The following is a 24698-nucleotide window of genomic DNA, read 5'->3' on the forward strand; positions in this document are numbered from 1 at the left end:
TTTGCGTAGCTTAACCTCTTTTACGTCGCCAGGCAGGTGCGCTCTGCGGCTTAGGCGGGATCTCCTGAAGCTGCATGACAACACTTGCGAACTCTTTCATCACCCTACGGTAAACATCGCGTTTAAATGACACGACCTGACGAACAGGATACCAGTAACTCACCCAGCGCCAGCCATCAAACTCCGGCGTACTGCTGGTTTGCATATTGATATCTGAATCGTTGCCCACCAATTGCAACAGAAACCACTTCTGTTTCTGGCCGATACAAACCGGCTTTGTGTCCCAACGCACCAAACGTTTCGGTAACTTGTAACGCAACCAGTTGCGGGTCGAAGCCAGGATGCGAACATCTTTTCGGCTTAAACCGACCTCTTCAAACAGCTCCCGGTACATCGCTTGTTCTGGGGACTCCCCTGGGTTGATCCCGCCTTGCGGAAACTGCCAGGAGTGCTGACCATATCGCCGGGCCCACATCACCTGGCCCTGACGATTACAAATTACTATTCCTACGTTCGGGCGGTAGCCATCGTCATCAATCACCGGACTACCCCAAACTAAATCTGATATATGAATGATTGTTTCACACTACAGGGAGGCGGTAAACCACTCTCTTACAGGCCTGCAACCTAATAACATTTGAATAACTCACAAATATGCGCAGAGTTATAAACAGATAAGCAGCAACAAGGGCAATTTTATTCACCTTTTCTGTGGATATAGTTGTGAAGAAGTGTGGAATTACCGATGAACAACCTGAAGAGCCCCTCGCTACACCGTGTCACCCGCTGAAAACATTCCTATAATTTTCATTGTATTAGCTCTGTTTTTAGCGCCCCAGGAAGGAATTACGTGACGATCATCACACCTGTGATCGTTATGCTGATGAAAGATCGAACAGCGTCGGTTTTATCCACAGATTGTGCCAATAAGTTAGGCACAATTTGTGTGAAAATTCGATTTTCGTCGCACGTCAAGGCTGTAGATTGAAACAGTAGTCAGGGTTATTCCCAGTTATCCCACTTTTCTGTGGATAACATGGTGTAAGATCCTGTTCATTGTCAGTGACCAGAATTGAACAACCCGTTTTTCGTTTCATAAAGAACGGTCTTTCATGACTAAAAAAACCTAAAAATCATGCACATGGCATATTCGTACAGAAAAAGTTAAACTCTATCCACAGGGGACAGTTTCTTAGTTTATTTTTTAATCAAAAGGTTGCCGTCATGCTTGCGCTCTCACCCATGCTTTCTCCGCCAACAAGCGAAGCCCAGTTGCTTGGGCAGGCCCAGCGTCTGGCGGGCTTTTCGCTTGGCGAACTGGCAGCGATGGCAGGGTTGCCGATCCCAAAGGATCTGAAACGGGATAAGGGCTGGATCGGCATGTTGCTTGAACTGTGGCTGGGGGCAAGTGCGGGGAGTAAACCCGAGCAGGATTTTGCGGCTCTGGGCGTTGAGCTAAAAACCATTCCCATAGACCGTCTGGGAAAGCCCCTTGAAACCACCTTTGTCTGCGTGGCGCCGTTAACCGGGAATACCGGCGTGACGTGGGAAACCAGCCATGTTCGCCATAAACTCAAGCGCGTGCTCTGGGTTCCGGTTGAGGGTGAACGCCAGATCCCGCTGGCTGAACGCCGGGTAGGCGCGCCGCTGCTCTGGAGCCCCGATGAAGATGAAGAGCGGCAGCTAAGACTGGACTGGGAAGAGCTGATGGATATGATCGTCCTTGGGCAGGTAGAGCGCATCACGGCCCGACACGGAGAAGTTTTACAGTTGCGTCCGAAAGCGGCCAACAGCAAAGCCCTCACCGAGGCTATTGGCGCCAAGGGCGAACCGATACTCACGTTGCCGCGCGGCTTTTATCTCAAAAAGAACTTCACAGGTGCGCTGCTGGCTCGCCATTTCTTACTGAAAACATAGTTTTTTACTCATTTTGCGAACTATCAAACATAATCGACGGGGATTTAAGATTTTCCCCCTTTCTCCTTTCGATATATCAGGTTAATACTACACTATGATTTGATACGAGCCAGGTGAGGACGATAACGATGAAAAAATGGGCAGTGTTGATTTCAGCAGTGGGTTTAGCGTTTGCGGTATCGGGCTGTAGTAGCGATTACGTTATGGCGACGAAAGATGGCCGGATGATCCTGACCGACGGTAAACCTGAAGTCGACGATGATACCGGCCTGGTCAGCTACCATGACCAGCAGGGTAATAAAATGCAGATCAATCGCGACGAAGTTTCGCAGATTATCGAGCGATAAACAGATAAAGGTCAGTGGCTTGCTGGCCTTTTTGATTTTTTTCTTCCCCTTTTGCTTCCCCTCTGCCATGTTTATATTCCTTTGTCGGGAGGTTCCTGACGTGGTCTGTATTTCTAATGAAGGAAGCCGGCTATGCATTATCACCGTATCCCCCACAGCGCTCTGGAAATAAGCCAACTGGGGTTGGGCACGATGACATTTGGTGAACAAAACAGCGAAGCCGATGCCCATGCACAACTCGATTATGCCGTCAGCCAGGGCATTAACCTGATTGATGTTGCAGAGATGTACCCTGTACCGCCTCGTCCGGAAACGCAGGGGCTTACCGAAACCTACGTCGGCAACTGGCTCGCCAAACGCGGGAATCGCGAAAAGCTGGTTGTTGCGTCAAAAGTCAGCGGCCCCGCACGCAACAACGATGCCGGGATCCGTCCAAACCAGATCCTCGATCGCAAAAATATCCGCGCCGCGCTGGATGCCAGCCTGAAGCGCCTGCAAACCGACTATCTCGATCTCTATCAGGTTCACTGGCCGCAGCGCCCCACCAACTGCTTTGGAAAGCTGGGCTATAGCTGGAATGAGAGCGCCCCGGCCGTTACGCTACTGGAAACGCTGGAAGCCCTGGCCGAATGCCAGCGAGCGGGAAAAATCCGCTACATCGGTGTCTCTAACGAAACGGCCTTTGGCGTGATGCGCTATCTGCACCTGGCGGACAAACATGACCTGCCCCGCATCGTCACCATCCAGAACCCATACAGCCTGCTCAACCGCAGCTATGAAGTGGGTCTGGCCGAAGTGACGCAATACGAAGAGGTGGAATTGCTCGCCTATTCATGTCTGGGCTTTGGTACGTTGACAGGGAAATACCTGAACGGCGCGAAACCTGCCGGAGCGCGTAACACCTTGTTCAGCCGCTTTACCCGCTACAGCGGTGAGCAGACACAAAAAGCCGTGGCGGCCTATGTGGATATCGCGAAACGTCACGGTCTTGATCCGGCTCAGATGGCTCTGGCCTTCGTGCGTCGTCAGCCGTTTGTTGCCAGCACTCTGCTGGGCGCAACGACCATGGAACAGCTGAAAACGAATATCGAGAGTTTCCATCTGAATCTGAGCGAAGAGGTATTAGCAGAGATTGAAGCGGTGCATCAGGTATACACCTACCCGGCACCGTGATAAAAGCAAACGGCAACCTGGTTGCCGTTTTTAATGTTTGCGCCCTCTCCCGTAAGAGAGGGCCGTGGTGAGGGCGTCAGGCCGCTCTTATCAACGGCGACGCTGCCAGAGCCATAATCCGGTAATCGCCAGCGCAAACAGCGCACCGAATCCTACGCCAATCCCCACCACCGGCACACCGACTTTAACGGCCAGCGAATAGAGCCCCAGCATTAACAGCATCGCCAGGTTTTCACCGAGATTTTGCACTGCAATGGCATTCCCTGCGCCGACGGTCTGCTTGCCGCGTTCCTGCAACAGCGCATTGAGCGGCACAACGAAAAAGCCCCCCAGAATACCAATCAGGACAAGCAGCGCGTAGGCGGGTAGCAAGGCGTGCTGCAGCGAGAAGATAAGCACCACCACGCCAATCAGGATCCCCGCAGGCATGCAACGCGCAACGGTCTCAAGCGTCACCAGCTTCGCCGCCGCGCCAGCCCCAACGACAATCCCAATCGCCACCATTGCGTTAAGATAAGTCGGTGTCGCATTGTCAGTAATCCCCAGCGCCACCGGCACCCACAGCACCAGCAGGAAACGCAGCGTGACGCCTGCGCCCCAGAACATGCTGGTGCCCATCAGGGAGAAGCGCGTCTCACCGTTACGCCACAGCACGCGGCAGGCGTTGAAGAAACTGCCTGTCATAGGCGTAAAGCGCCAGGATTGCCCCGGGCGTGCCACCGGCAATTTTGGAATAAACAGGTTGGCTACCACCGCCCCGCCATACACCACTGCACACACGCTCAGCGCCGCCAGCACATGCCAGTCCGCCAGCACGCCCCCTGCGACAGAACCGAGCAGGATCGCCGCAATGGTAGAGGACTCCATCAGCCCGTTGGCTTTCACCAGCTTATCGCCGGTCGTGAGTTCCCCCAGGATGCCATACTTCGCCGGGGAGTACGCCGCTGCGCCAATGCCCACCAGCGTGTAGCCGATAAACGGGTTGATACCAAAAAAAATACTGGCGGCGCCCAGCAGTTTAAGGCCGTTCGCAAACATCATCACCCGGCCTTTCGGGAAGCTGTCCGCCACCTGTCCGACAAACGGAGCGAAAATAATGTAAGCACCCACAAACACCATCTGCAGAATGGGCTGGCTCCAGTCCGGATAAAACTCGGCCTTCAGCAATGCCAGGGTGGCAAACAGTAACGCATTGTCACCGAAGGCAGAGAGAAACTGGGCGGCAATGACCGCCATCATGCCCTTCGACCAGAGGGAAGTGTTAGTGTGTACTGACTCACGCATTTTGCTGTTCCGCCTCGTCAACCATACCCTTCAGGGTCACGAAATCGGGCTTACCGCTGCCCAGCACCGGAAGCTGCTTCAGGTAACGAATATCGCGTGGTACCGCCAGCTCAGGAATGCCATGTTCACGCGCATGCTGTAGCAACCGGTCGCGTTTCAGTTCGCTGTCGGTGGTGAACAACACCAGCGCTTCGCCTTTGCAGGCATCGCTCTTCACAACCGTAGCATGCAGCTTGTCAGCGGATACCGCTGTCGCCAGTTGCTCAACCATCTCCAGCGAGACCATCTCACCCGCAATTTTGGCGAAACGTTTAGCCCGGCCCTGGATCTGCACGAAGCCCTGCTCATCGAAACGGACAATATCTCCGGTGTCATACCAGCCCGTCTCACTCTCGCCATTGACGTTTTCCGCCGTCGGCACTTCCAGCACGCCCGGATTTTCCACGCGCAGATAACCGTTCATCACGTTTGGCCCCTTGAGCTGCAGACGGCCACCGTCCTCAATGCCAGGTACCGCCAGCAGACGCGCATCCATTCCCGGCAAAATACGGCCCACCGTCCCCGGCTTCGCCGCCATCGGCACGTTGATCGAGACCACCGGCGCGCACTCAGTAACGCCATAGCCTTCAAGAATGCGCAGACCAAACTTGTCCTGCCAAATCTGGCGCGTGCTCTCCTGCAGTTTTTCCGCCCCGGCCACCACATAGCGCACGCGGTAAAAGTCATACGGATTGGCAAAGCGCGCGTAATTACCGAGGAAGGTTGAGGTGCCAAACAGCACGGTGCAGTTACGGTCATACACCAGCTCCGGCACAATGCGATAATGGAGCGGGCTTGGGTAAAGGAACACTTCGGCACCGGTCAACAGCGGGGTAAAAAGCCCCACCGTCAGGCCAAAGGAGTGGAACAGCGGCAGCGCCGACATGAACCGGTCATTGGCGGTAAAGTCAGCAATACTTTTAATCTGCTCCACGTTTGCCAGAATGCTCTTGTGACTGTGAACCACCCCTTTCGGGTTTCCCTCTGAGCCAGAGGTAAAGAGGATAATGGCGTCATCTTCCGGCTGCTGTTTGACCTGGGCCAGACGCGGCATCAGCAGGTGAGCGAAAATCCACAGCTTGTCACCCGTCGTCACATCCGCTTTCAGATCTTCCAGGAAGACCCAGCGTACCTGCGTCAGCTGCTCCGGCAGGTGCCACAGCTTGCCTTTATCGAGGAACTGGCGCGAGGTGAAAACGGTATTGATTTGAGCCGCGGTGATGGCGCTGGTCAGCCCTTTTACGCCCGCCGTGTAGTTCATCATCGCCGGGATACGGCCCCGGGAAACCGCACCAAAAATCACCGCCGCGCTGATCCCGGCGTTAGGCAGCATCAGGCCAATCTTCTCGCCTTTCTGGCTATATTTCTCAAGAATACGTCCCACGAACAGGGTTTTGGTCAGCAGCTTGCGATAGGTGTCCGGGGTGAAGTTAATGTCTTCAATGCAGTTTTTCTTCGCGCCATAGCGGTACTGCGCCGACAGCAGAGATTCATAGAGCGTTTCGCGCGGGCGGACGGCCATCCGCGCTTCCATCATGATCTGGTGCAGCATTTCACCGGCGATTTTACGGCGGTCGCGCGCACGCGGCGCGTCGGGCATCGGTAATGAGGTTGGCGGCAGAATATGCAGGGTGATTTTCGGGAACAGGCGCTGCTTCACTAACCCTTTCAGACGACTGAAATGGGTGAGCTCCGCCCCTTCAATACGCAGTGGCACAACGGTCGCTTTTGACTTCGCCGCCACAAACCCTGCCCCGTCGTAGATTTTCATCAGCGAGCCGGTGACCGAGATCCGCCCTTCCGGGAAAATCACCACCGGACGTCCCTGCTCAACCAGACGTACCAGATGTTTAATCATCATCGGTTTTGTCGGGTCGAGCGGCACAAAATCAATCAGCGGGGTGAGCCAGCGCATGTACCACTGCTGACTAATAGAGGTATAGACCGCAAACACCGGGCGCACAGGCAGAAACAGCGCCAGCAGGATGCCGTCGATAAAGGAAACATGGTTTGGTGTGATAAGTACACGCTCGCCGCGGAGCGCCGTTGCATCGCCCGTTAAACGGACGCGAAAGAGGATACGGAACAGTGTGCGAAAGAACCCAAAAAGCATCTCAACTCCCTTTGCCAGCCAGTGTGAAGGGTAAGTAAATGGTGGCAGATTACACGAGAAGTGGTACAGGAGCGACAGCAAAAATAGAGGCGAAAAAAAACCTGCGCATCCGCGCAGGTTGGTGCAAGAGATGAGTACGAAACCGTACTAAGAAATCTCACCAATCAATACCTCTGGGATCTCAACTTTATCAATGTCGTCTTCTTTCCCGCTATCGGACAATCGCAACAGCCTGAGGCAAAGTGTAACTAAAGGTTCAGATTGACATTATTCCGACATGTCTGGCCGTGTAACGATTACACCGCCGGGGTTGTGCTGCGTCACGTTTGTGGAGTGGGACAGCGCGCCCCCCTTGAATGCACGGCGCTTTTCCGCAACACTTATTGGCGTGTAAACGCTTACCCCCACTAAGAAGGTAATGAATGGCGACAATAAAGGATGTGGCCCGTCTGGCAGGTGTTTCCGTCGCGACCGTGTCGCGCGTGATCAACGACTCCCCAAAAGCCAGTGACGCATCACGCCAGGCGGTGCAAAACGCCATGGAATCTTTGAACTACCATCCTAATGCTAACGCCCGTGCGCTCGCTCAACAGTCAACCGAAACCATCGGGCTGGTTGTGGGTGATGTCTCTGACCCCTTTTTCGGCGCCATGGTGAAAGCGGTTGAGCAGGTTTCTTATCAGACCGGGAATTTTTTGCTGATCGGCAATGGCTATCACAATGAACAAAAAGAACGCCAGGCTATCGAGCAACTGATCCGCCACCGCTGCGCGGCGCTGGTTGTCCATGCCAAAATGATCCCCGACGCCGAACTCATTCATCTGATGAAGCAGATCCCCGGCATGGTGATCATCAACCGGATTATTCCCGGGTTTGAGAAACGCTGCGTGGCGCTCGACGACCGCTACGGTGCCTGGCTTGCCACCCGCCATCTGATTCAACAGGGTCACACCCGCATTGGTTATCTCTGTTCAAACCACCCCATTTCCGATGCCGAAGATCGCCTGCAGGGGTATTACGATGCCCTGCGCGAAAACGGTCTGCCGTGCAATGACCGGCTGGTGGCTTACGGTGAACCCGACGAGAGCGGCGGCGAACAGGCAATGACAGAGCTGTTAGGACGTGGAAGGAATTTCACTGCCGTTGCCAGCTATAACGACTCAATGGCAGCCGGGGCTATGGGGGTATTAAATGACAACGGGATTGAGGTGCCGGGAGAAATTTCCCTTATTGGCTTCGATGATGTGCTGGTCTCCCGCTACGTGCGCCCTCGCCTGACCACCGTCCGCTACCCCATTATCACCATGGCCACGCAGGCGGCCGAGCTGGCGTTAGCACTTGCCGAGCAGCGTCAGCCACCGGAAATCACCCACCTGTTTAGTCCAACGTTAGTGCGCCGTCACTCTGTTGGGGCACCCGCCGAAGCCCCGGACGAATAGCGATAGAGATGTACCGTTTTGTCCGGGTACTCCAGCGCATCGCCGATATACTGCCAGCCGTAACGTTCGTAGAAGTCACGGCAGGCAGACCAGAGATGCAACGTGTAATACCCGGCCTGTGCGGCATAGTGGATAACATGCTTTTGCAGCAGCCCCGCCAGCCCCTTGCCTCGCGCCGCATCATCCACATACAGGGCTGCCAGCCAGGGGCAAAGATCCTGTCGGGTGATCAGATCGCAGCGCCAGAGCCCCACTGTGCCCACAAGCTGTTCATTCTCCAGGGCAATAAAGGTCAGCGGTAATGCGCCCGGCGTCTGGCTGTGCTCAACAATACTGTGGAAAAACGCCCGGGGCAGGCCGTCGCCAAAGGCCTGCCAGATCCAGTCGGTCACCTGCTCCGCATAGTGCGGTGCGGTGTAGAGCGGCAGAATAGTCATACCAGCTTCCCCTGGAAAATAGGCACAGATTCAAAGAGATAGCCGTCAAAATCCGGCGCATCTTCGTCTGAGAGTTCAAGTAAGCTTTTTTTCACGTTTTCCAGATGCTGGAACATTGCCTGCCAGGCGCCCATGACGTCACGGCGGCGCAGCGCGGCCAGGATGGTTTGCCGGTCACCCAGCCATTTCAGGCGGTACGAGCGGCTGGCGATGTGGCCATTAAACTGCTGCCACAGCGGACTGCTGTCCATGTGATGCCAGATACTCTCCACCGTCGCCAGCAGCATCTGATTTTGCGTCGCGCCCGCCAGGACCAGATGGAACATCTTATTGTTGTCCTGACTATTATCGTCGGCGGCAATCGCGCGTTGCTCCTGCTCGATAATACGGCGCAGATTGTCGATGTCTGCACGGGTCGCCATTTTGGCGGCAAACGCGGCAATATTGCTTTCGAGGAGCTGACGGGCCTGTAAAATCTCAAACGGCCCCACGTCGCTATTGAGAAAACGCTCTTCTTCGTTTTCATGCTCTTCGGGGATGCGCATCACATAAACACCGGAGCCCTGGCGAATATCCACCGTGCCCTGCAACTCCAGCATCAGTAAGGCCTCACGCACGATGGTGCGGCTTACGCCGTACTTCTCGGCAATATTGCGCTCAGGAGGAAGACGCGAACCAACGGGATAGTGCCCCTGGATAATCTGCGCCCGTAAATCCTCGCCAATTTCCTGGTACTGTTTTTTTTCCGGCAGGATGACAGCCTTATCCACGTTTTCACCTGTTTTTTCAGTTAATGCGCAGACCGGGCGTCCTCCCGGCCAGTTTGTGCGCTATTTTACCAGAACCGGCATGCTTTTCGCCTACTTCCATTCATCATCAACCTGAAGCGTGAGCCTCCGCGTATCGCGTAGCTGCCGGAACCAGGAGGCTGATTTTTTTGCTCGTCTGGCACGCTGGTTATCCAGATCGATCTCAATCAACCCGTAGCGGTTTTTAAACGCGTTCATCGGCGAGACGTTGTCGGTAAATGCCCACAGCATATAGCCATGGCAGTTCGCCCCCTCCTCCCGCGCCAGCAGCGTGTAGTAGAGGTGTTCGCTGATGAAATCGATGCGGTAAGTGTCGTCGATAATCCCATCGCGATTGCGAAATTGCGCTTCGTTTTCCACTCCCATTCCGCTTTCCGCCACAAACCAGTCGATATTGCGATAGTCATTTTTAATCCGCATCGCCATGTCGTAAATAATGCGCGGGTAGATCTCCCAGCCGCGGGAGCGGTTCATGCGCCGCCCCGGCAGTTCAAACGGCTCGTAGTAGTATGCCGGGTGGAATGGCGTGTCCGGATGCCAGTCGCGGGAAGGTGCCTTCACACGGTGCGGGTAGTAGAGGTTAATCCCCAGTTCGTCGACGGTGTTATCCGCAATCAGCGCCAGTTCGTTCGCGGTGTACTCCCACTCAGCCTGATGCTGCTCCAGCAGGGTAAAAAGCTCTGCGGGATAGCGCCCGTGCACCAGGGGGTCGAGGAAGAGACGGTTGTAGAACAGGTCATACATCTCAGCGGCCCGCACGTCATGCGGTGCGCGGGAGCGGGGATAGGTCACTTCAGGGTTGAGAATACAGCCCACAGAACCGCGATAGCCTTTCTCGCGAAACAGCTTCACCACCTTTGCCGTCGCCAGCACCTTATGGTGATTCCACTGCATCCACGTGCCGGTGTTCTGCTCATACGGCCAACGCAGCGCGTCCAGATAGACGCGGGTCTGGACGACAATCGGCTCGTTGAAGGTAAACCAGCGGGTCACTTTACCGTGGTAGCGTGCAAAGACCTTTTCCGCATAGCGGACAAACAGCTCAACCACATGCTTTGACGCCCAGCCGCCGTAGGTATCCAGCAGCACGCCCGGCAGTTCGTAATGTTCGAGGCAGATCATCGGCTCAATGCCCTGACGGTGCATCTCATCGAACAGCGCGTCGTAGTAGGCAGCGTACTCTTCATCCACCGTCGCGTTTTCGTAGTCGGTTAAAAAGCGTGACCAGTTGATCGAGGTGCGGTAGTGCGTCAGCCCCGCCTGCTTCATCAGGGCCACATCCTCGCGAAAACGGTTGATAAAATCGGTCGCCACCGCCGGGCCATAGCCGTTGTGCCAGACGTGACGGTCATTCTTGTACCAGAGATCGATCCATGAATCCTGCCCCGGCTTTTTACCGCTCCAGCCTTCGGTCTGCCAGGCCGATGCGGCCGCGCCGAGAATAAAATCCTGCGGTATGGCTATCTGTTTTGTGCTCATCGCATCCTCACGGGTTGTCAGTGGCCTGCTGCAGCGCGGCCTGCTCTGCGCGGCGTGAAGCGATTTTCACAAACGGCAGATAGATAATGACGGCAGTCACAATGCAGATGAGCTGGGTGATCACCGCCCCCATCGAACCCGCCGTAGAGAGCCATGCGTTGATCAGCGGCGGCGTCGTCCACGGCACCATCACCACCGCTTTACCGGCAAACCCGGTCACGGTGGCGAAGTAGCCGATGGAGCCCGTCACCAGTGGAGTGATAATGAAGGGAATGGCGAGGATCGGGTTAAGCATGATTGGCATACCGAATATCACCGGCTCGTTGATATTAAAAATCCCCGGGCCGATGGAAAGCTTGGCGATCTCTTTCATCTCTTTGCGTTTGGTGGCAATCATCACCGCGATCAGCAGGCCGATAGTCAGGCCCGAACCGCCGATGCTCATATATACATCCCAGAACGGCATGGTGATGATGTTCGGCACCTCTTTACCCTGCTCAAACGCGCTCATTTTGACGGTGATCGCCCCCAGCAGCAGCGGCTCGCGGATCGGCTTGATCATCTGGTTGCCATGGATACCAATCACCCAGAAAAGCTGTGCAACGAACATCAGCAGCAGGATCCCAGGCAGACTTTGCACCACCCGCTCCAGCGGCTGTTGCACCACCTGATACACCGCGTCGTAGAGATACATCCCGGTGATCTGATGAAACACAAACCCCAGCGTGGCAATGGCAGTGGTGGTAATAATCGCCGGGATCAGCGCGGAGAACGACGCGGCCACGTTAGGCGGCACGGTGTCCGGCATTCGGATCTTCAGCCCCGGGCGGTTCTCCAGCCAGCAGTAGATTTCAACGGACAGAATGGCGATAAACATGCCGAGGAACAGGCTACGGGTATCTGAGAACTGGCGCAGCAGCACGTCTTTCACCACGTGCATTTCGCCATCCACCAGCATCTCCACGGTGGTGGGCGTCACGCAAATAAAGCAGATCACCGCCAGCAGCCCCGGGAAAAGGGATTTGATACCGTTGATGCGCCCCAGCTCAATGCCAATCAGGAATACCGCACCAATGTTAAGGAAGTTCAGCGTGGCGTAATTCAGCGCGCTGGTGATCGGCTTTAGCGCGGCGAGGAACGACAGCGACGAGAAGCTCGCCAGGCCGTTTTTCGGATCCAGCACCATATTGGAGATCAGCACAGAGAACGCCCCAACGATGATGACCGGCATTAAGGTAATGAAGGCTGACTTGATCGCCATGATATAGCGATAACTGTTGAATTTAGTGGCGAAACTGCCCAGAGCGTCGATCAGTTTTTCCTGCAATGCCATAGGGTATTACCTCAGTAAAAGGGCTTTTATTGAATAAGGTGTACAGCCGGATACTATTGGCATACCAAAAATAGCTTTATGAGGGTAATGGTTCTGTGATTAAGCTCTCAACACCACCAGCGGTATTCCAGATCGTGATTTATGACCAATTTGGTATACCAATTGCAGCAATTTCTTCGGTTCTGACAGATCGTTACTGAAAAGCGTGATCGTGATGGGCGTTTTGCCCTTCCCGCGTCGCTTATGCGCCGGATGGTCTGTGTTAAACTGCAGATCGTTACGTGGAATCAGGAATGTCTAATGGCAACAATGCTGGATGTCTCACTGCGCGCAGGTGTATCAAAAGCCACGGTATCGCGCGTGCTGAACGGCACAGGTCAGGTCAAAGAGAGCACGCGTCAGCAGGTGTTCGCGGCAATGGAAGAGCTGGGGTATCGCCCGAATTTTCTCGCGCGTTCGCTGGCTAACCAGACCAGCAACAGCATTGGTCTGGTGGTCTCAACCTTCGATGGCTTTTACTTTGGCCGCCTCCTTCAGCAGGCCTCCCGGCAGACCGAAACGCACGGGAAGCAGCTGATCGTCACCGATGGTCATGACGCGCCGGAACAGGAAGAACAGGCGGTACAGATGCTGGCCGATCGCAAGTGTGACGCCATTGTGCTCTACACGCGCTACATGAGCGAAAAAGCGATCATGAAGTTGATCCACTCCGTGCAAACCCCGCTGGTAGTCATCAACCGGGAAGTCAGCCAGGCTCCCGATCGCTGCGTCTTCTTCGAACAGCAGGATGCCGCCTTTAAGGCCGTGGATTACCTGATAAACCAGGGACACCGGGAGATCGCCTGTATTACCGTCCCCATCCACACCCCTACCGGTAAAGCCCGCCTGATGGGCTACCGTAAAGCGCTGGAAAAGCACGGCATTCGCCTGGATGAGCGGCGGATTAAGTACGGCGATGCGGGCATGACGCGGGGGTATGAGCTATGCAGGGAGTTGATTGCCGACGGTGTGCCGTTTAGCGCCCTGTTTGCCTGTAACGATGATATGGCGCTGGGAGCCTCCAAAGCCTTGCACCAGGCAGGGCTGAAGATCCCGCAGGATATTTCACTGTTTGGCTTTGACGATGCGCCCAGCGCAAAATGGCTGGAGCCTGCGCTCTCATCGGTCTATCTGCCGATAGATAATATGATTGTCACGGCCATCGACCAGGCGATCCGGCTGGCAAAAAACCAGCCGGTAGAAGCGATCCCGCCGTTTACCGGTACGCTGGTACTACGCGACTCGGTAACCACGGGGCCATATTTTACTCAGACGAGTTCCAGCGCCAGCAATTCCTGAATGGTCTGGCGGCGACGGATCAGCCGCGCCTTGCCGTTATCAAACAGCACTTCCGGCAGCAGCGGGCGGCTATTGTAGTTAGAAGACATCGACGCCCCATAAGCGCCGGTATCGTGCAGCACCAGATAATCCCCGGGTTTCACCTCCGGCAGCGCGCGGGTTTCTACTTTACCCCCTTCCTGCTGGGTAAAGACATCGCCCGATTCACACAGCGGGCCTGCGACAACCGTATCAATACGTGGGGCGTCGGTTAAATCGCGGCCATCGGCGGCGAGCGCTGAAATATGGTGGTAGCTGCCATACATGGACGGACGCATCAGGTCATTGAAGCCCGCATCAATCAGTACGAAGTGGCGCGATCCCATCTCTTTCACGCTACGCACCTGAGCAACCAGCACGCCAGATTCCGCCACCAGGAAACGACCCGGTTCAATTTCGAGCTTCACCGGATGCCCGACATGCGCGGCAACTTTGTCCCGGGCGGCGCTCCACAGGCCGTAATAGTGATCGGTATCGATCGCCTCTTCCCCTTCACGATAAGGAATCGAAAGGCCGCCACCAGCGGAGATCGCCTCCAGATCCTGCCCAAAGTCGATAACCTGACGCACCATCGCGCCGCACACCTGTTCCAGGTGACCGTAATCCACGCCCGAGCCAATGTGCATATGAATGCCCACCAGCTTCAGGTTGTAACGCTGTAATACCTCTAGGGCGGCGGGCATATCGGCATACCAGATGCCGTGTTTACTGTTTTCACCGCCAGTGTTGGTTTTCTGGCTGTGACCATGGCCAAAACCGGGGTTCACACGTAGCCAGACGCGGTGGCCGGGAGAAACCTGTCCAAGCTGTTCCAGCATATCCACAGACCCGGCATTAACCGGGATCTGCAGTTCATGCACGCGGGCAAGCGTCGCGTCGTCGATCAGATCCGCAGTAAAGGCAATTGCGTCAGGATCGGTTTTTGGATCGTAACCAGCCGCCAGCGCGCGCTCGATTTCACCCAGCGACACGGAGTCAACCTTCACGCCCTGCTCGCGCATCAGGCGCAGGATATGGATATTGGAGCACGCCTTCTGGGCAAAACGCACCACGTCAAACTGATGCAGCGCGGCAATCTTCTCGCGAACGATTTGCGCATCGTAGACCCATACCGGGCAGCCAAACTCGGCAGGCAGGCGCAGCAGGTTGTCGGCATTTAAATCGGTGTCAGTCTGGTTAAGCGGGCGTGGCATGGTCTTCTCCGGGTGGTCATCTTTTTTATGATTACGCCACAGCAGAAAGAGAATAAAAAATATCGTTTTATCGCGAGTCTATGCAAAAATGATATGGACAGTCCTTCGCTTCCAGGTGCCCTATGCCCGCCGTCAACTTACGCCATATTGAGATTTTTCACGCCGTGATGACCGCCGGCAACCTCACCGAAGCCGCGCAGATGCTGCACACCTCGCAGCCTACGGTAAGCCGCGAGCTGGCACGGTTCGAGAAAGTGCTGGGACTGAAACTGTTTGAACGCACCCGGGGCCGGCTGCACCCAACGGTACAAGGGCTGCGTCTGTTCGAGGAAGTGCAGCGCTCGTGGTATGGGCTGGACAGAATTGTCAGTGCGGCGGAAAGCCTGCGCGAGTTTCGTCAGGGCGAACTGTCGATTGTCTGCCTGCCCGTCTTTTCACAATCCTTTTTACCGACGCTGCTGCAGCCTTTTCTGGCCCGATATCCGGAGGTCAGTCTCACTATCGTGCCGCAGGAATCTCCGCTGCTGGAAGAGTGGCTTTCAGCGCAGCGTCACGACCTGGGGTTAACCGAAACCCTCACCACCCCTGCAGGTACGGAGCGCACGGAACTGCTCACGCTGGATGAGGTTTGCGTGCTTCCTGCCGGGCACCGGCTTGCCAGTAAAGCAATGCTGACCCCCGCTGATTTCCACGGGGAAAATTACATTAGCCTGTCGCAGACCGACAGCTATCGACAACTGCTGGACACGCTGTTTGCCGAACATCAGGTAAAACGCCGGATGGTGGTGGAAACGCACAGCGCGGCCTCGATATGCGCAATGGTACGGGCCGGGGTAGGCGTAGCCGTGGTTAACCCGCTTACAGCGCTGGACTACGCCGGGAGCGAGATTGTGATTCGCCCGTTTAGCCTCTCCGTCCCGTTTACCGTCAGCCTGATCCGCCCCCTGCATCGCCCGGCGTCGGCACTGGTTGACGCCTTTACCGGGCATTTGATTGAGCATGCGCGTGAGGTGGCGCTTCGCTTACCTGACCGGCAAAATCCGTTATGACAGCATAAACTCAACGGCATCGGCAGCATGAATGGCGGCAGTGTCGAATACCGGGATCGGGCTTCGCTCAGCCGGTACCAGCAGGCCGATCTCGGTACAGCCGAAGATCACCCCTTCTGCCCCCTGCCGGGCAAGTTGTTCAATCACGCTGACGTAATACGCCCGGGAAGACTCACTGAAGGTGCCGAGGCAAAGCTCATCAAAAATAATCTGATTAATGCGCGCCCGGTCGGCGTCATCCGGGATCAGGCTTTCGATACCAAACTCACTGCTCAACCGGCCACGGTAAAAATCCTGCTCCATGGTGTAGCGCGTTCCCAGCAGCGCCACGCGACGCATCCCCGCCGCGCCAATCGCGCGCCCGGTCGCATCCGCAATATGCAAAAACGGCAGCGGGCAACGCGCTTCAATGTGCGAAGCGACTTTATGCATCGTGTTGGTACAGAGCAAAATCCCTTCGGCACCGGCACGCTGAAGCCCGAGTGCCGCCTGCGCCAGTATCTCTCCGGCTTTGTCCCATTCACCGCTCGACTGGCACGCTTCAATCTCATGGAAGTCCACGCTGTGCAACAGCAGACTGGCAGAATGCAATCCCCCGAGGCGCTGCTTCACCCCTTCATTAATTAAACGATAGTAGGGAATGGTCGATTCCCAGCTCATGCCACCCAGCAGGCCGATTGTTTTCATTATCCCTCCTTCTTTGTTTATCTCAGTGAAGCAAACTTGTGATCGCGTTTCCAGTTCTTTGTCGCGCCGTTTCTTTTTAAAAAGAGGTGATATAAATTAAATGAAACAATATTTCATTTTATGATGAGGGAAGGCATGTTTATTTTCCACAACGAGACCACGCTTGACGATCTGGGTAACGGCGTAACCCGTCGGATCCTGGCCCATAGCGGTAAGATGATGGCGGTTGAAGTGAATTTCGCCCAGGGCGCGATTGGCCCGATGCATAGCCATCCGCATGAACAGCTAACCTATGTGCTGTCCGGTGAGTTCGAATTCACCATTGGTGAAGAGAAGCATATTGTCAGGGCCGGCGATACGCTCTACAAAGCGCCACACGTCATGCACGGCTGCGTATGTCTTCAACCCGGCACCCTGCTGGATACCTTTACCCCCGTACGGGAAGATTTTCTGCAATAAAAAAGGGCGCTGATTTCAGCGCCCTTTTTCTCTGCGTCAGTTATTCCGCTACCGGCTCTGGCAGCGGGTTACGGCTAAGCATTGCTTCACGAAGCAATACGCTACCGCAGGCGAACAGCCCACCCAGGATCCCCGCCAGCATGACAATCAGCGCTTTCCCCGGGCCATCTTTTTTCACCGGCATGGAAGGCGAAAGCTGATATTTGAAAGGTTCCAGTTTAACGTCTTCAACGGAGAGTTTTTTCAGCTGCGCCAGATAATATTCACGGTTCTGGAAGTCTGCATTCAGCTCAGACACATCCTTAAGATTTTTCTCAATCTGCAATTTCTGCGCGATACCGTCAGCGCCGAGGGCAACGGAGTAATCCGGATCGTCTTTTACGGCCTGTCCGTTGCTGTAGACAGGTTTCTTAATGCCCGCCGCGTTAGCCACTTCCAGCGAATAGTTAAGACGCTGCAGATTGGTGTTGTGAATATTGGTCAGACGCACCCGATCCAGTTCCAGCTGCTGCTCTACCACCTTCGTTTTCAGGGCGAGCTGGTTACGGATATTCAGCATGATCTCTTGCTCGACAATCGCGGCAATATACTTGATATACCCTTCCAGAACGGTTTGCGCATCTCCCGCCGTGGGGGCGGTGAAGCTGAGCGTCCAGGAGACGTAAGGCGCTTTATCCGCGTCTTTTACCTGAGTGTTATCAATCGCTTTCATCTTCTCAGAGATATTGACCACCGCACGATGCAGCTCCAGCGGATCCACGTTTGTCCCCTCAAGCTGTGACATAACGTAAGGGGAGGATTTCATATACTCTTCAAGCAATGACTGCGACTGAAACTTTTTGATAAACAGTCCAAACACTTCATCACGGGACACTTTTACGTCCACATCCAAAACCTGGAGTGCCACCATCATCTGGCGCAGCGGGTTCCACTGCGTCTGTTCGGCAGGCGTGATCACCGCTTTACTGGTCCATTTCTGCGGCAGTAAAAAGGCAATCGCCAGTCCGGCCAGCGCAAACGCGAACGCAATTGCGATGATGCGTTTTTTGGCGGCAAGCAGGATGTCTAACAGCCCCAAAAGGTCGATTTCTTTAGTGCTGACAGCCGGGGTGGCATAAGAAGGAAAATCGAGGTCCGTGTTTTTTTTGAAATCCATCGCTGACATAGACGTTCTTCTGTTAAGAGTGCAGGTAATTTCTGCCTCGTGAGTTCAAGTGGTCCGATGATACAAGAAAGTAAGAATAATCTGAACGCGATATTGATCTATCTGTGTACTGGCTATCAAAGTTGGTAGTTAGTACCTTTCCGGTATTATTGTTATTAATCATCCGCTTTTCTTTCTGCTTACATGCAAGACCTGCCTTGATCGCCAGAAATAGCGGCAAAATGCCACCCTCCTCACTTTATTGAAACAGCGTTTCGATGCTGATCACATTTCCATCATTAAGCGAATGACGCGGGAAAAAATAGCCATAATATAAAATAAAACACTGTTTTATTATTCGAAAACTACGGTTCGGATGTCATGAAACTCATACCGTCATTTCACCCACTGATTGCCAGGTAGGTCTGTATGAATGAAAACAAGCTGCTGGGGCTCGCATGGATATCACCCTACATTATTGGGTTGATACTCTTTACGGCTTTCCCCTTCGTCTCATCGTTTTTCCTCAGTTTTACGGATTACGATTTGATGAGCCCGCCGGTGTTTAACGGCATCGAAAACTATCGCTATATGTTTACCGAAGACACGCTCTTCTGGACATCAATGGGTGTCACGTTCGCGTATGTATTTTTGACCATTCCGCTGAAGCTCGCGTTTGCATTAGGGATTGCGTTTGTTCTCAACTTCAAATTACGCGGGATCGGCTTTTTCCGTACCGCTTACTATATTCCGTCGATCCTCGGCAGCTCCGTGGCGATTGCTGTCTTGTGGCGCGCCTTATTTGCGATAGATGGTCTGCTGAACAGCTTTATTGGCGTATTTGGCTTCGACCCGGTGAACTGGCTGGGTGAGCCATCTCTGGCGCTGATGTCCGTGACCCTGCTGCGCGTCTGGCAGTTCGGCTCCGCGATGGTCATCTTCCTGGCGGCGCTGCAAAACGTTCCGCAGTCTCAGTATGAAGCGGCAATGATCGACGGCGCGTCCAGATGGCAAATGTTCATGAAAGTGACCGTGCCGCTGATTACGCCGGTGATTTTCTTCAACTTCATCATGCAAACCACTCAGGCATTCCAGGAATTTACCGGGCCGTACGTCATTACCGGCGGCGGGCCAACCTATTCGACCTATCTGTTCTCGCTCTACATCTACGACACGGCGTTCAAATATTTCGATATGGGTTATGGCGCGGCGCTGGCGTGGATCCTGTTCCTGGTGGTGGCCGTCTTTGCCGGTATCGCCTTTAAGTCGTCGAAATACTGGGTGTTCTACTCCGCCGATAAAGGAGGCAAAAATGGCTGATATTCAACACCTTTCCGCGGCAAGAAGCGTTGCCGAACGCGAGGTTGCCCGTACGCAGCGCAGAGAGAAAATCAACGCCACCGTTCGCTATACGATCCTGCTGTTTGTCGGCCTGCTGATGCTCTACCCGCTGGTGTGGATGTTCTCAGCGTCGTTCAAACCGAACCACGAGATCTTCACTACCCTGAGCCTGTGGCCGGCACATGCCACCTGGGACGGGTTTATCAACGGCTGGAAGACCGGGACCGAGTACACCTTCGGCCATTACATGCTGAACACCTTTAAGTATGTGATCCCCAAAGTGATCCTGACCATTATCTCCTCCACCATTGTGGCGTATGGTTTTGCCCGCTTTGAGATCCCGTGGAAAAAATTCTGGTTCGCCACGCTCATCACTACCATGCTGCTGCCCAGCACCGTGCTGTTGATTCCGCAGTACCTGATGTTCCGTGAAATGGGCATGTTGAACAGCTACATGCCGCTGTACCTGCCGCTGGCCTTCGCCACGCAGGGGTTCTTCGTCTTTATGCTGATTCAGTTCCTGCGCGGCGTGCCGCGTGACATGGAAGAGGCGGCGCAAATCGACGGCTGTAATTCCCTTCAGGTGCTGTGGTACGTGGTGGTGCCGATCCTGAAACCGGCCATTATCTCCGTCGCCCTGTTCCAGTTCATGTGGTCAATGAATGACTTTATCGGGCCGCTGATTTACGTCTACAGCGTGGATAAATACCCGATTGCACTGGCGCTGAAAATGTCCATCGACGTTACCGAAGGTGCGCCGTGGAACGAAATTCTGGCAATGGCGAGCATCTCCATTCTGCCATCCATCATTGTGTTCTTCCTGGCCCAACGCTACTTCGTGCAGGGCGTCTCCAGCAGCGGAATTAAAGGTTAAGAGGGAAATATCATGGCTGAAGTTGTCTTCAATAAACTGGAAAAGGTTTACTCCAACGGCTTCAAAGCCGTACATGCTATCGACCTGAAGATCGCCGAGGGGGAGTTTATGGTGATCGTCGGTCCATCCGGCTGTGCCAAGTCCACCACCCTTCGCATGCTGGCGGGGCTGGAAACCATCAGCGGCGGTGAAGTGCGGATCGGCGATAAGATCGTGAACAACCTCGCACCGAAGGAGCGCGGCATTGCGATGGTGTTCCAGAACTACGCGCTCTACCCGCACATGACGGTGCGCGAAAATCTGGCCTTTGGTCTGAAGCTGAGCAAACTGCCGAAAGAGCAAATTGAGTCGCAGGTAAACGAAGCGGCCAAAATCCTGGAGCTGGAGTCGCTGCTTGACCGCCTGCCGCGTCAGCTTTCCGGTGGACAGGCCCAGCGCGTCGCGGTTGGCCGCGCGATTGTGAAAAAGCCGGACGTGTTTCTCTTTGACGAACCGCTGTCAAACCTTGATGCCAAGCTCCGTGCCTCGATGCGTATTCGTATTTCTGATCTGCATAAGCAGCTGAAGCAGTCCGGTAAACCGGCCACCACTGTCTACGTCACGCATGACCAGACCGAAGCGATGACCATGGGCGACCGTATCTGTGTAATGAAGCTGGGCCACATCATGCAGGTCGATACCCCGGATAACCTCTACCACAAGCCCAACAACATGTTCGTCGCAGGATTCATCGGTGCACCGGAGATGAACATTCGTAAAAGCCAGCTGGTGGAAAAAGCCGGTCAACTGCACATCACCCTCGGCAATGAAACCATGCCGCTCAATGCGCAAACGCAGGAAAAAGTCGCTGCTTACGCCGGTCAGGACGTGTTCTACGGCGTGCGCCCGGAATTTGTGTCGATCTCAGACTCGCCTTTCCCGGATGGGTGCAGCGGTGAAATGGTGCGCGTGGAGAACATGGGCCACGAATTCTTTGTGTACCTGAAGGTAGCGGACCACGAACTGACCGCCAGAATCCCTTCGGAAGAGGCTAAGCCGATGATTGCTAAAGGGCTTAACCGAAAAGTCTATTTCCGCTTCGACATGAATAAGTGCCATATTTTTGACGCAAAAACTGAACTGAACCTCTCTCTCTGATGGAGCAAGAAAAATGAAAAATGTGCTTTTAAGCGCAGCAATCTCCGCGACCCTGGGCCTTACTGCTTTGCCATCGATGGCGCAAAATACCGATTTACGTATGTCCTGGTGGGGCGGTAATGGCCGTCACCAGGTGACGCTGAAAGCGTTAGAAGAGTTCCATAAACAGAACCCGGACATTAACGTTAAGGCGGAATACACTGGCTGGGACGGCCATCTTTCCCGTCTGACCACCCAGATCGCAGGCGGCACAGAGCCGGATGTGATGCAAACCAACTGGAACTGGCTGCCGATCTTCTCGAAAACCGGCGACGGCTTTTACGATCTGAACAAAATGAAGGACGTGATAGATCTAAGCCAGTTTGATGCCAAAGAGCTCCAGTCCACAACGGTCAACGGCAAGCTGAACGGGATCCCAATCTCCGTGACCGCGCGCGTCTTCTACTTTAACGACGAAACGTGGAAAAAAGCGGGCATCGAGTACCCAAAAACCTGGGACGAACTGATGGCCGCCGGTAAAACCTTCGAAAGCAAGCTCGGCAAGCAGTATTACCCTGTCATACTGGAACACCAGGACACGCTGGCGCTGCTGAATTCTTACATGGTTCAGAAATACAACATCCCTGCCGTGGACGAAAAAACCAAAAAATTCACCTACAGCAAGGCGCAATGGGTGGAGTTCTTCCAGACCTACAAAAAACTGATTGATAGCCATGTGATGCCGGACACCAAATACTATGCGTCGTTTGGCAAGAGCAACATGTATGAGATGAAGCCGTGGATCCAGGGGGAATGGGGCGGCACCTATATGTGGAACTCCACCATCAACAAATACTCCGATAACCTCAAGCCACCAGCAAAACTGGTGCTGGGCAGTTACCCTATGCTGCCGGGAGCCACGGATGCGGGCCTGTTCTTCAAACCGGCACAGATGCTGTCGATCGGTAAATCGACCAAAAACCCGGAAGCGGCGGCAAAGCTGATTAACTTCCTGCTGAACAGTAAAGAGGGCGTGGAGACGCTGGGCCTGGAGCGTGGCGTACCGCTGAGCAAAGTGGCGGTTCAGTACCTGACTGAAGCCGGTACCATTAAAGAAAACGACCCGTCGGTTGCAGGCCTGCGTCTGGCGCAGTCGCTGCCTGCAAAACTCAGCGTGTCCCCTTACTTTGACGATCCGCAGATTGTGGCGCAGTTCGGCACCTCGCTGCAGTATATCGACTATGGTCAGAAATCGGTGGAAGAGACCGCTGCAGATTTCCAGCGTCAGGCTGAGCGTATTCTGAAGCGGGCGATGCGTTAAAAGTCGACGCCTTACCGGGCCGACAAGGTATTGTAGGCCCGGTAAGCGAAGCGCCACCGGGCAATAACATTACACGCCAATATTACGTAGTTTCTCCCCGCTCATCAGCTTGCGTTCAATATGCTCCAGCGTCACGCCTTTGGTTTCAGGAATCAGCCAGAAGGTCACACCGATAAACGCCACGTTCAGTACCGTGTAGAGCCAGAACGTTCCTGCTGCGCCAATGGCATCCAGCAGCGTCAGGAAGGTTGCGCCGATGATCATGTTCGACACCCAGTTGGTGGTGGTGGAACAGGTGATGCCAAAGTCGCGGCACTTCAGCGGCTGAATTTCAGAGCACAGGATCCACACCACCGGTGCGGCGCTCATGGCATATCCGGCGATACACATCATGGTCATCCCGACAGAGAGCCAGGAGAGACCGCTCGAGGCGGTGCCATTATCAAACTGCATCAAACAGTAACCGAGGATCAGCGTACCGAGCGCCATTACGCTAAAGCCAATCTTCAGCGCCGGTTTACGACCGGCTTTATCCACGGTAAATACCGCGATAAACGTGGCAAACATAAAGGTCAGCCCGACCACCAGCGTTGCAATCATCTGCTGTTCGGTGGTGGTAAATCCGGCCATTTTGAAGATACGCGGCGCGTAATACATGATGATGTTCATCCCGGTGAACTGCTGCATCGCCTGCAGCAGCATGCCAAGGAACACCGCGCGACGCACGTTGCGGTTGGCTTTAAACAGCGACCAGCCGCCCTGCTTCAGCTTCAGGCTTTCACGGATCTCGTTCAGCTCTTCACGCGCTTTCTCTGAGGTATCACGCAGCATGCGCAGCACCTCTTCCGCTTCCACGTGACGACCTTTCTGCGCCAGCCAGCGCGGGCTGTTCGGCAGGAAAATCACCAGTACAATCAGCAACAGCGCGGGCAGCGCCAGCACGCCCAGCATGGCGCGCCAGTTACCACTGTAGCTGAAGTAAGTATCCGACAGAAACGCCAGTACGATACCGAGCGTGACCATCAACTGGTACATACTGATCATCTTGCCGCGCACGTTCTCGCTCGCCATCTCCGAGAGATACAACGGCGCAGTGTAGGAGGCAATCCCGACCGCCACGCCCAGCAGGACGCGGGAGAGCAGCAGCACTTCCACGTTGGTGGCGAACGCAGAGCCAATGGAGCCAGCCACAAACAGAATTGCCCCAACCATCAGGCTATATTTGCGCCCGAGACGGAACGAGAGCCAGCCGTTGAACAGCGCGCCGATGGCCGCGCCAAGCATCATGCTGCTCACCACCCACTCCTGCAGGCGACTGCTCAGCGTAAAGTGATCGGTAATAAACGGTAATGCGCCAGCAATGACGCCGATATCCAGTCCAAATAACAAGCCAGCCACTGCCGCCGCAATGGAGACAAACTGGTTCATGCGGCGAGTATCGCGCAGCGCCGCGGGCATGAGGGTAGAGTCATTTATAGATGTCATAGTTTCCTGCCTGAACAGAGAAATTCGTTAAGTGAAATTACGAGATAGGGAAGAAAAGTGTCAGGCCTGAATTCGCGAAGATATGGATTATTTCGCTATGGCATGGCGATCTGTGATGGACATTACAATTTCAACTCGCGGTGAAATATCGCCATATTTTACTAATTGATTAATATTTAAGTAATAAAACTGTGATGCGCGTCATTTATGATTTTTTAGTATGGATTTTTCATCTTTGTCGATATGGATAATGACAATTTTTGAGCAAAAAAAACCTCCACC

22 protein-coding genes and 1 pseudogene are annotated in these 24698 nt (G+C 54.5%); 12 read left to right on the forward strand and 11 right to left on the reverse strand.

Annotated features, from left to right (window positions below; all coding sequences use genetic code 11):
* Window positions 1-10: 10 nt before the first annotated feature.
* On the reverse strand, window positions 11-541 hold the full coding sequence (gene rppH / locus ACMWKA_RS07955; RefSeq protein WP_013098553.1) for an RNA pyrophosphohydrolase: 531 nt from the start codon (window positions 539-541) through the stop codon (window positions 11-13).
* A gap of 442 nt (window positions 542-983) precedes the next feature.
* Here rppH and ACMWKA_RS07960 point away from each other — a divergent pair.
* The 4 genes and pseudogenes from ACMWKA_RS07960 to ACMWKA_RS07975 all read left to right on the forward strand — a co-directional run.
* Window positions 984-1070 (forward strand): annotated as a pseudogene (locus ACMWKA_RS07960) (hypothetical protein); the annotation flags it as partial.
* 154 nt (window positions 1071-1224) lie between these two features.
* Entirely contained in the window at window positions 1225-1917 is a 693-nt protein-coding gene (mutH, locus tag ACMWKA_RS07965) for a DNA mismatch repair endonuclease MutH (RefSeq protein WP_013098554.1), read from the forward strand.
* Window positions 1918-2045: 128 nt separating this feature from the next.
* Window positions 2046-2264 carry a YgdI/YgdR family lipoprotein gene (locus ACMWKA_RS07970; protein ID WP_013098555.1) on the forward strand — a complete coding sequence of 73 codons (219 nt, stop codon included), beginning with the start codon at window positions 2046-2048 and terminating at the stop codon, window positions 2262-2264.
* 132 nt (window positions 2265-2396) lie between these two features.
* Window positions 2397-3437 carry an NADP(H)-dependent aldo-keto reductase gene (locus tag ACMWKA_RS07975; protein ID WP_013098556.1) on the forward strand — a complete coding sequence of 347 codons (1041 nt, stop codon included), beginning with the start codon at window positions 2397-2399 and terminating at the stop codon, window positions 3435-3437.
* Between the two features lie 90 nt (window positions 3438-3527).
* Here ACMWKA_RS07975 and lplT read toward each other — a convergent pair whose 3' ends face one another.
* Together lplT and aas are read right to left on the reverse strand one after the other, a co-directional pair.
* Complete coding sequence (lplT, locus tag ACMWKA_RS07980; protein ID WP_414760117.1) at window positions 3528-4721, reverse strand: lysophospholipid transporter LplT; 1194 nt, start codon at window positions 4719-4721, stop codon at window positions 3528-3530.
* Window positions 4714-6873, reverse strand: coding sequence for a bifunctional acyl-ACP--phospholipid O-acyltransferase/long-chain-fatty-acid--ACP ligase (aas, locus tag ACMWKA_RS07985; RefSeq protein WP_248048419.1), 2160 nt, complete (start codon window positions 6871-6873; stop codon window positions 4714-4716). The genes lplT and aas overlap by 8 nt, the downstream gene beginning before the upstream one ends.
* 422 nt (window positions 6874-7295) lie before the next feature.
* Here aas and galR point away from each other — a divergent pair, with 422 nt between their 5' ends.
* Window positions 7296-8312, forward strand: a complete 1017-nt coding sequence (gene galR / locus ACMWKA_RS07990; RefSeq protein ID WP_013098559.1) for an HTH-type transcriptional regulator GalR — start codon at window positions 7296-7298, stop codon at window positions 8310-8312.
* Here galR and ACMWKA_RS07995 read toward each other — a convergent pair.
* The 4 genes from ACMWKA_RS07995 to ACMWKA_RS08010 form a co-directional block, all read right to left on the reverse strand.
* On the reverse strand, window positions 8273-8749 hold the full coding sequence (locus tag ACMWKA_RS07995; RefSeq protein ID WP_414760118.1) for a GNAT family N-acetyltransferase: 477 nt from the start codon (window positions 8747-8749) through the stop codon (window positions 8273-8275). The two genes, galR and ACMWKA_RS07995, sit on opposite strands and share 40 nt — an antisense overlap.
* The gene (locus ACMWKA_RS08000) at window positions 8746-9519 is read right to left on the reverse strand and encodes a GntR family transcriptional regulator (RefSeq protein ID WP_414760119.1); all 774 of its coding nucleotides are present in this window, start codon (window positions 9517-9519) and stop codon (window positions 8746-8748) included. Before ACMWKA_RS08000 ends, ACMWKA_RS07995 begins: the two co-directional genes overlap by 4 nt.
* A gap of 90 nt (window positions 9520-9609) precedes the next feature.
* Entirely contained in the window at window positions 9610-11037 is a 1428-nt protein-coding gene (locus ACMWKA_RS08005; protein WP_414760120.1) for a glycoside hydrolase family 1 protein, read from the reverse strand.
* Between the two features lie 7 nt (window positions 11038-11044).
* A complete protein-coding gene (locus ACMWKA_RS08010) occupies window positions 11045-12370 on the reverse strand; it encodes a PTS sugar transporter subunit IIC (protein ID WP_414760121.1) in 1326 nt (441 codons plus the stop codon).
* 300 nt (window positions 12371-12670) lie between these two features.
* Between ACMWKA_RS08010 and ACMWKA_RS08015 the strand changes: the two genes are divergently transcribed.
* Window positions 12671-13708, forward strand: coding sequence for a LacI family DNA-binding transcriptional regulator (locus tag ACMWKA_RS08015; RefSeq protein ID WP_013098564.1), 1038 nt, complete (start codon window positions 12671-12673; stop codon window positions 13706-13708).
* Here ACMWKA_RS08015 and lysA read toward each other — a convergent pair.
* Window positions 13678-14940 (reverse strand): diaminopimelate decarboxylase, encoded by a 1263-nt coding sequence (gene lysA / locus ACMWKA_RS08020; protein ID WP_102751616.1) that lies wholly within the window; start codon window positions 14938-14940, stop codon window positions 13678-13680. The genes ACMWKA_RS08015 and lysA overlap by 31 nt on opposite strands.
* Window positions 14941-15062: 122 nt before the next feature.
* Between lysA and ACMWKA_RS08025 the strand changes: the two genes are divergently transcribed.
* Window positions 15063-15989 (forward strand): LysR family transcriptional regulator, encoded by a 927-nt coding sequence (locus tag ACMWKA_RS08025; RefSeq protein WP_020689348.1) that lies wholly within the window; start codon window positions 15063-15065, stop codon window positions 15987-15989.
* On the opposite strand, the gene ACMWKA_RS08030 is transcribed toward ACMWKA_RS08025, so the two are convergent.
* Complete coding sequence (locus ACMWKA_RS08030; RefSeq protein ID WP_013098567.1) at window positions 15984-16676, reverse strand: aspartate/glutamate racemase; 693 nt, start codon at window positions 16674-16676, stop codon at window positions 15984-15986. The two genes, ACMWKA_RS08025 and ACMWKA_RS08030, sit on opposite strands and share 6 nt — an antisense overlap.
* Before the next feature lie 135 nt (window positions 16677-16811).
* On the opposite strand from ACMWKA_RS08030, the gene ACMWKA_RS08035 reads away from it, so the two are divergent.
* Window positions 16812-17135 carry a cupin domain-containing protein gene (locus tag ACMWKA_RS08035; protein WP_013098568.1) on the forward strand — a complete coding sequence of 108 codons (324 nt, stop codon included), beginning with the start codon at window positions 16812-16814 and terminating at the stop codon, window positions 17133-17135.
* 40 nt (window positions 17136-17175) lie between these two features.
* On the opposite strand, the gene wzz(fepE) is transcribed toward ACMWKA_RS08035, so the two are convergent.
* Window positions 17176-18300, reverse strand: coding sequence for an LPS O-antigen length regulator Wzz(fepE) (gene wzz(fepE) / locus ACMWKA_RS08040; protein WP_020687121.1), 1125 nt, complete (start codon window positions 18298-18300; stop codon window positions 17176-17178).
* Window positions 18301-18708: 408 nt separating this feature from the next.
* Here wzz(fepE) and ACMWKA_RS08045 point away from each other — a divergent pair, with 408 nt between their 5' ends.
* From ACMWKA_RS08045 to ACMWKA_RS08060, 4 genes are read left to right on the forward strand one after another with little or no spacing between them, the layout of a single operon-like run.
* Window positions 18709-19599: a carbohydrate ABC transporter permease gene (locus ACMWKA_RS08045; RefSeq protein ID WP_013098570.1), complete on the forward strand. Its 891-nt coding sequence runs from the start codon at window positions 18709-18711 to the stop codon at window positions 19597-19599.
* The gene (locus ACMWKA_RS08050; RefSeq protein ID WP_023620436.1) at window positions 19592-20494 is read left to right on the forward strand and encodes a carbohydrate ABC transporter permease; all 903 of its coding nucleotides are present in this window, start codon (window positions 19592-19594) and stop codon (window positions 20492-20494) included. The genes ACMWKA_RS08045 and ACMWKA_RS08050 overlap by 8 nt, the downstream gene beginning before the upstream one ends.
* Window positions 20495-20506: 12 nt before the next feature.
* Window positions 20507-21631, forward strand: coding sequence for an ABC transporter ATP-binding protein (locus ACMWKA_RS08055; RefSeq protein ID WP_023620437.1), 1125 nt, complete (start codon window positions 20507-20509; stop codon window positions 21629-21631).
* A gap of 13 nt (window positions 21632-21644) precedes the next feature.
* Window positions 21645-22931, forward strand: coding sequence for an ABC transporter substrate-binding protein (locus ACMWKA_RS08060; protein WP_095427999.1), 1287 nt, complete (start codon window positions 21645-21647; stop codon window positions 22929-22931).
* Between the two features lie 69 nt (window positions 22932-23000).
* On the opposite strand, the gene ACMWKA_RS08065 is transcribed toward ACMWKA_RS08060, so the two are convergent.
* A complete protein-coding gene (locus ACMWKA_RS08065; protein ID WP_414760144.1) occupies window positions 23001-24434 on the reverse strand; it encodes a sugar porter family MFS transporter in 1434 nt (477 codons plus the stop codon).
* Between the last annotated feature and the right edge of the window lie 264 nt (window positions 24435-24698).

Origin of the sequence: Enterobacter sp. 03-F-07-AD-ECC, from assembly GCF_047530935.1 — a bacterium.
Classification (GTDB): domain Bacteria; phylum Pseudomonadota; class Gammaproteobacteria; order Enterobacterales; family Enterobacteriaceae; genus Enterobacter; species Enterobacter cloacae.

Excerpts from the sequence above, each read along its gene's own strand:
- mutH (WP_013098554.1), top strand. The coding sequence starts at position 1,225 with ATGCTTGCGCTCTCACCCATGCTTTCTCCGCCAACAAGCGAAGCCCAG.
- ACMWKA_RS07970 (WP_013098555.1), top strand. The coding sequence starts at position 2,046 with ATGAAAAAATGGGCAGTGTTGATTTCAGCAGTGGGTTTAGCGTTTGCG.
- ACMWKA_RS07975 (WP_013098556.1), top strand. The coding sequence starts at position 2,397 with ATGCATTATCACCGTATCCCCCACAGCGCTCTGGAAATAAGCCAACTG.
- lplT (WP_414760117.1), bottom strand. The coding sequence starts at position 4,721 with ATGCGTGAGTCAGTACACACTAACACTTCCCTCTGGTCGAAGGGCATG.
- aas (WP_248048419.1), bottom strand. The coding sequence starts at position 6,873 with ATGCTTTTTGGGTTCTTTCGCACACTGTTCCGTATCCTCTTTCGCGTC.
- galR (WP_013098559.1), top strand. The coding sequence starts at position 7,296 with ATGGCGACAATAAAGGATGTGGCCCGTCTGGCAGGTGTTTCCGTCGCG.
- ACMWKA_RS07995 (WP_414760118.1), bottom strand. The coding sequence starts at position 8,749 with ATGACTATTCTGCCGCTCTACACCGCACCGCACTATGCGGAGCAGGTG.
- ACMWKA_RS08005 (WP_414760120.1), bottom strand. The coding sequence starts at position 11,037 with ATGAGCACAAAACAGATAGCCATACCGCAGGATTTTATTCTCGGCGCG.
- ACMWKA_RS08010 (WP_414760121.1), bottom strand. The coding sequence starts at position 12,370 with ATGGCATTGCAGGAAAAACTGATCGACGCTCTGGGCAGTTTCGCCACT.
- ACMWKA_RS08015 (WP_013098564.1), top strand. The coding sequence starts at position 12,671 with ATGGCAACAATGCTGGATGTCTCACTGCGCGCAGGTGTATCAAAAGCC.
- lysA (WP_102751616.1), bottom strand. The coding sequence starts at position 14,940 with ATGCCACGCCCGCTTAACCAGACTGACACCGATTTAAATGCCGACAAC.
- ACMWKA_RS08025 (WP_020689348.1), top strand. The coding sequence starts at position 15,063 with ATGCCCGCCGTCAACTTACGCCATATTGAGATTTTTCACGCCGTGATG.
- ACMWKA_RS08030 (WP_013098567.1), bottom strand. The coding sequence starts at position 16,676 with ATGAAAACAATCGGCCTGCTGGGTGGCATGAGCTGGGAATCGACCATT.
- ACMWKA_RS08035 (WP_013098568.1), top strand. The coding sequence starts at position 16,812 with ATGTTTATTTTCCACAACGAGACCACGCTTGACGATCTGGGTAACGGC.
- ACMWKA_RS08045 (WP_013098570.1), top strand. The coding sequence starts at position 18,709 with ATGAATGAAAACAAGCTGCTGGGGCTCGCATGGATATCACCCTACATT.
- ACMWKA_RS08050 (WP_023620436.1), top strand. The coding sequence starts at position 19,592 with ATGGCTGATATTCAACACCTTTCCGCGGCAAGAAGCGTTGCCGAACGC.
- ACMWKA_RS08055 (WP_023620437.1), top strand. The coding sequence starts at position 20,507 with ATGGCTGAAGTTGTCTTCAATAAACTGGAAAAGGTTTACTCCAACGGC.
- ACMWKA_RS08060 (WP_095427999.1), top strand. The coding sequence starts at position 21,645 with ATGAAAAATGTGCTTTTAAGCGCAGCAATCTCCGCGACCCTGGGCCTT.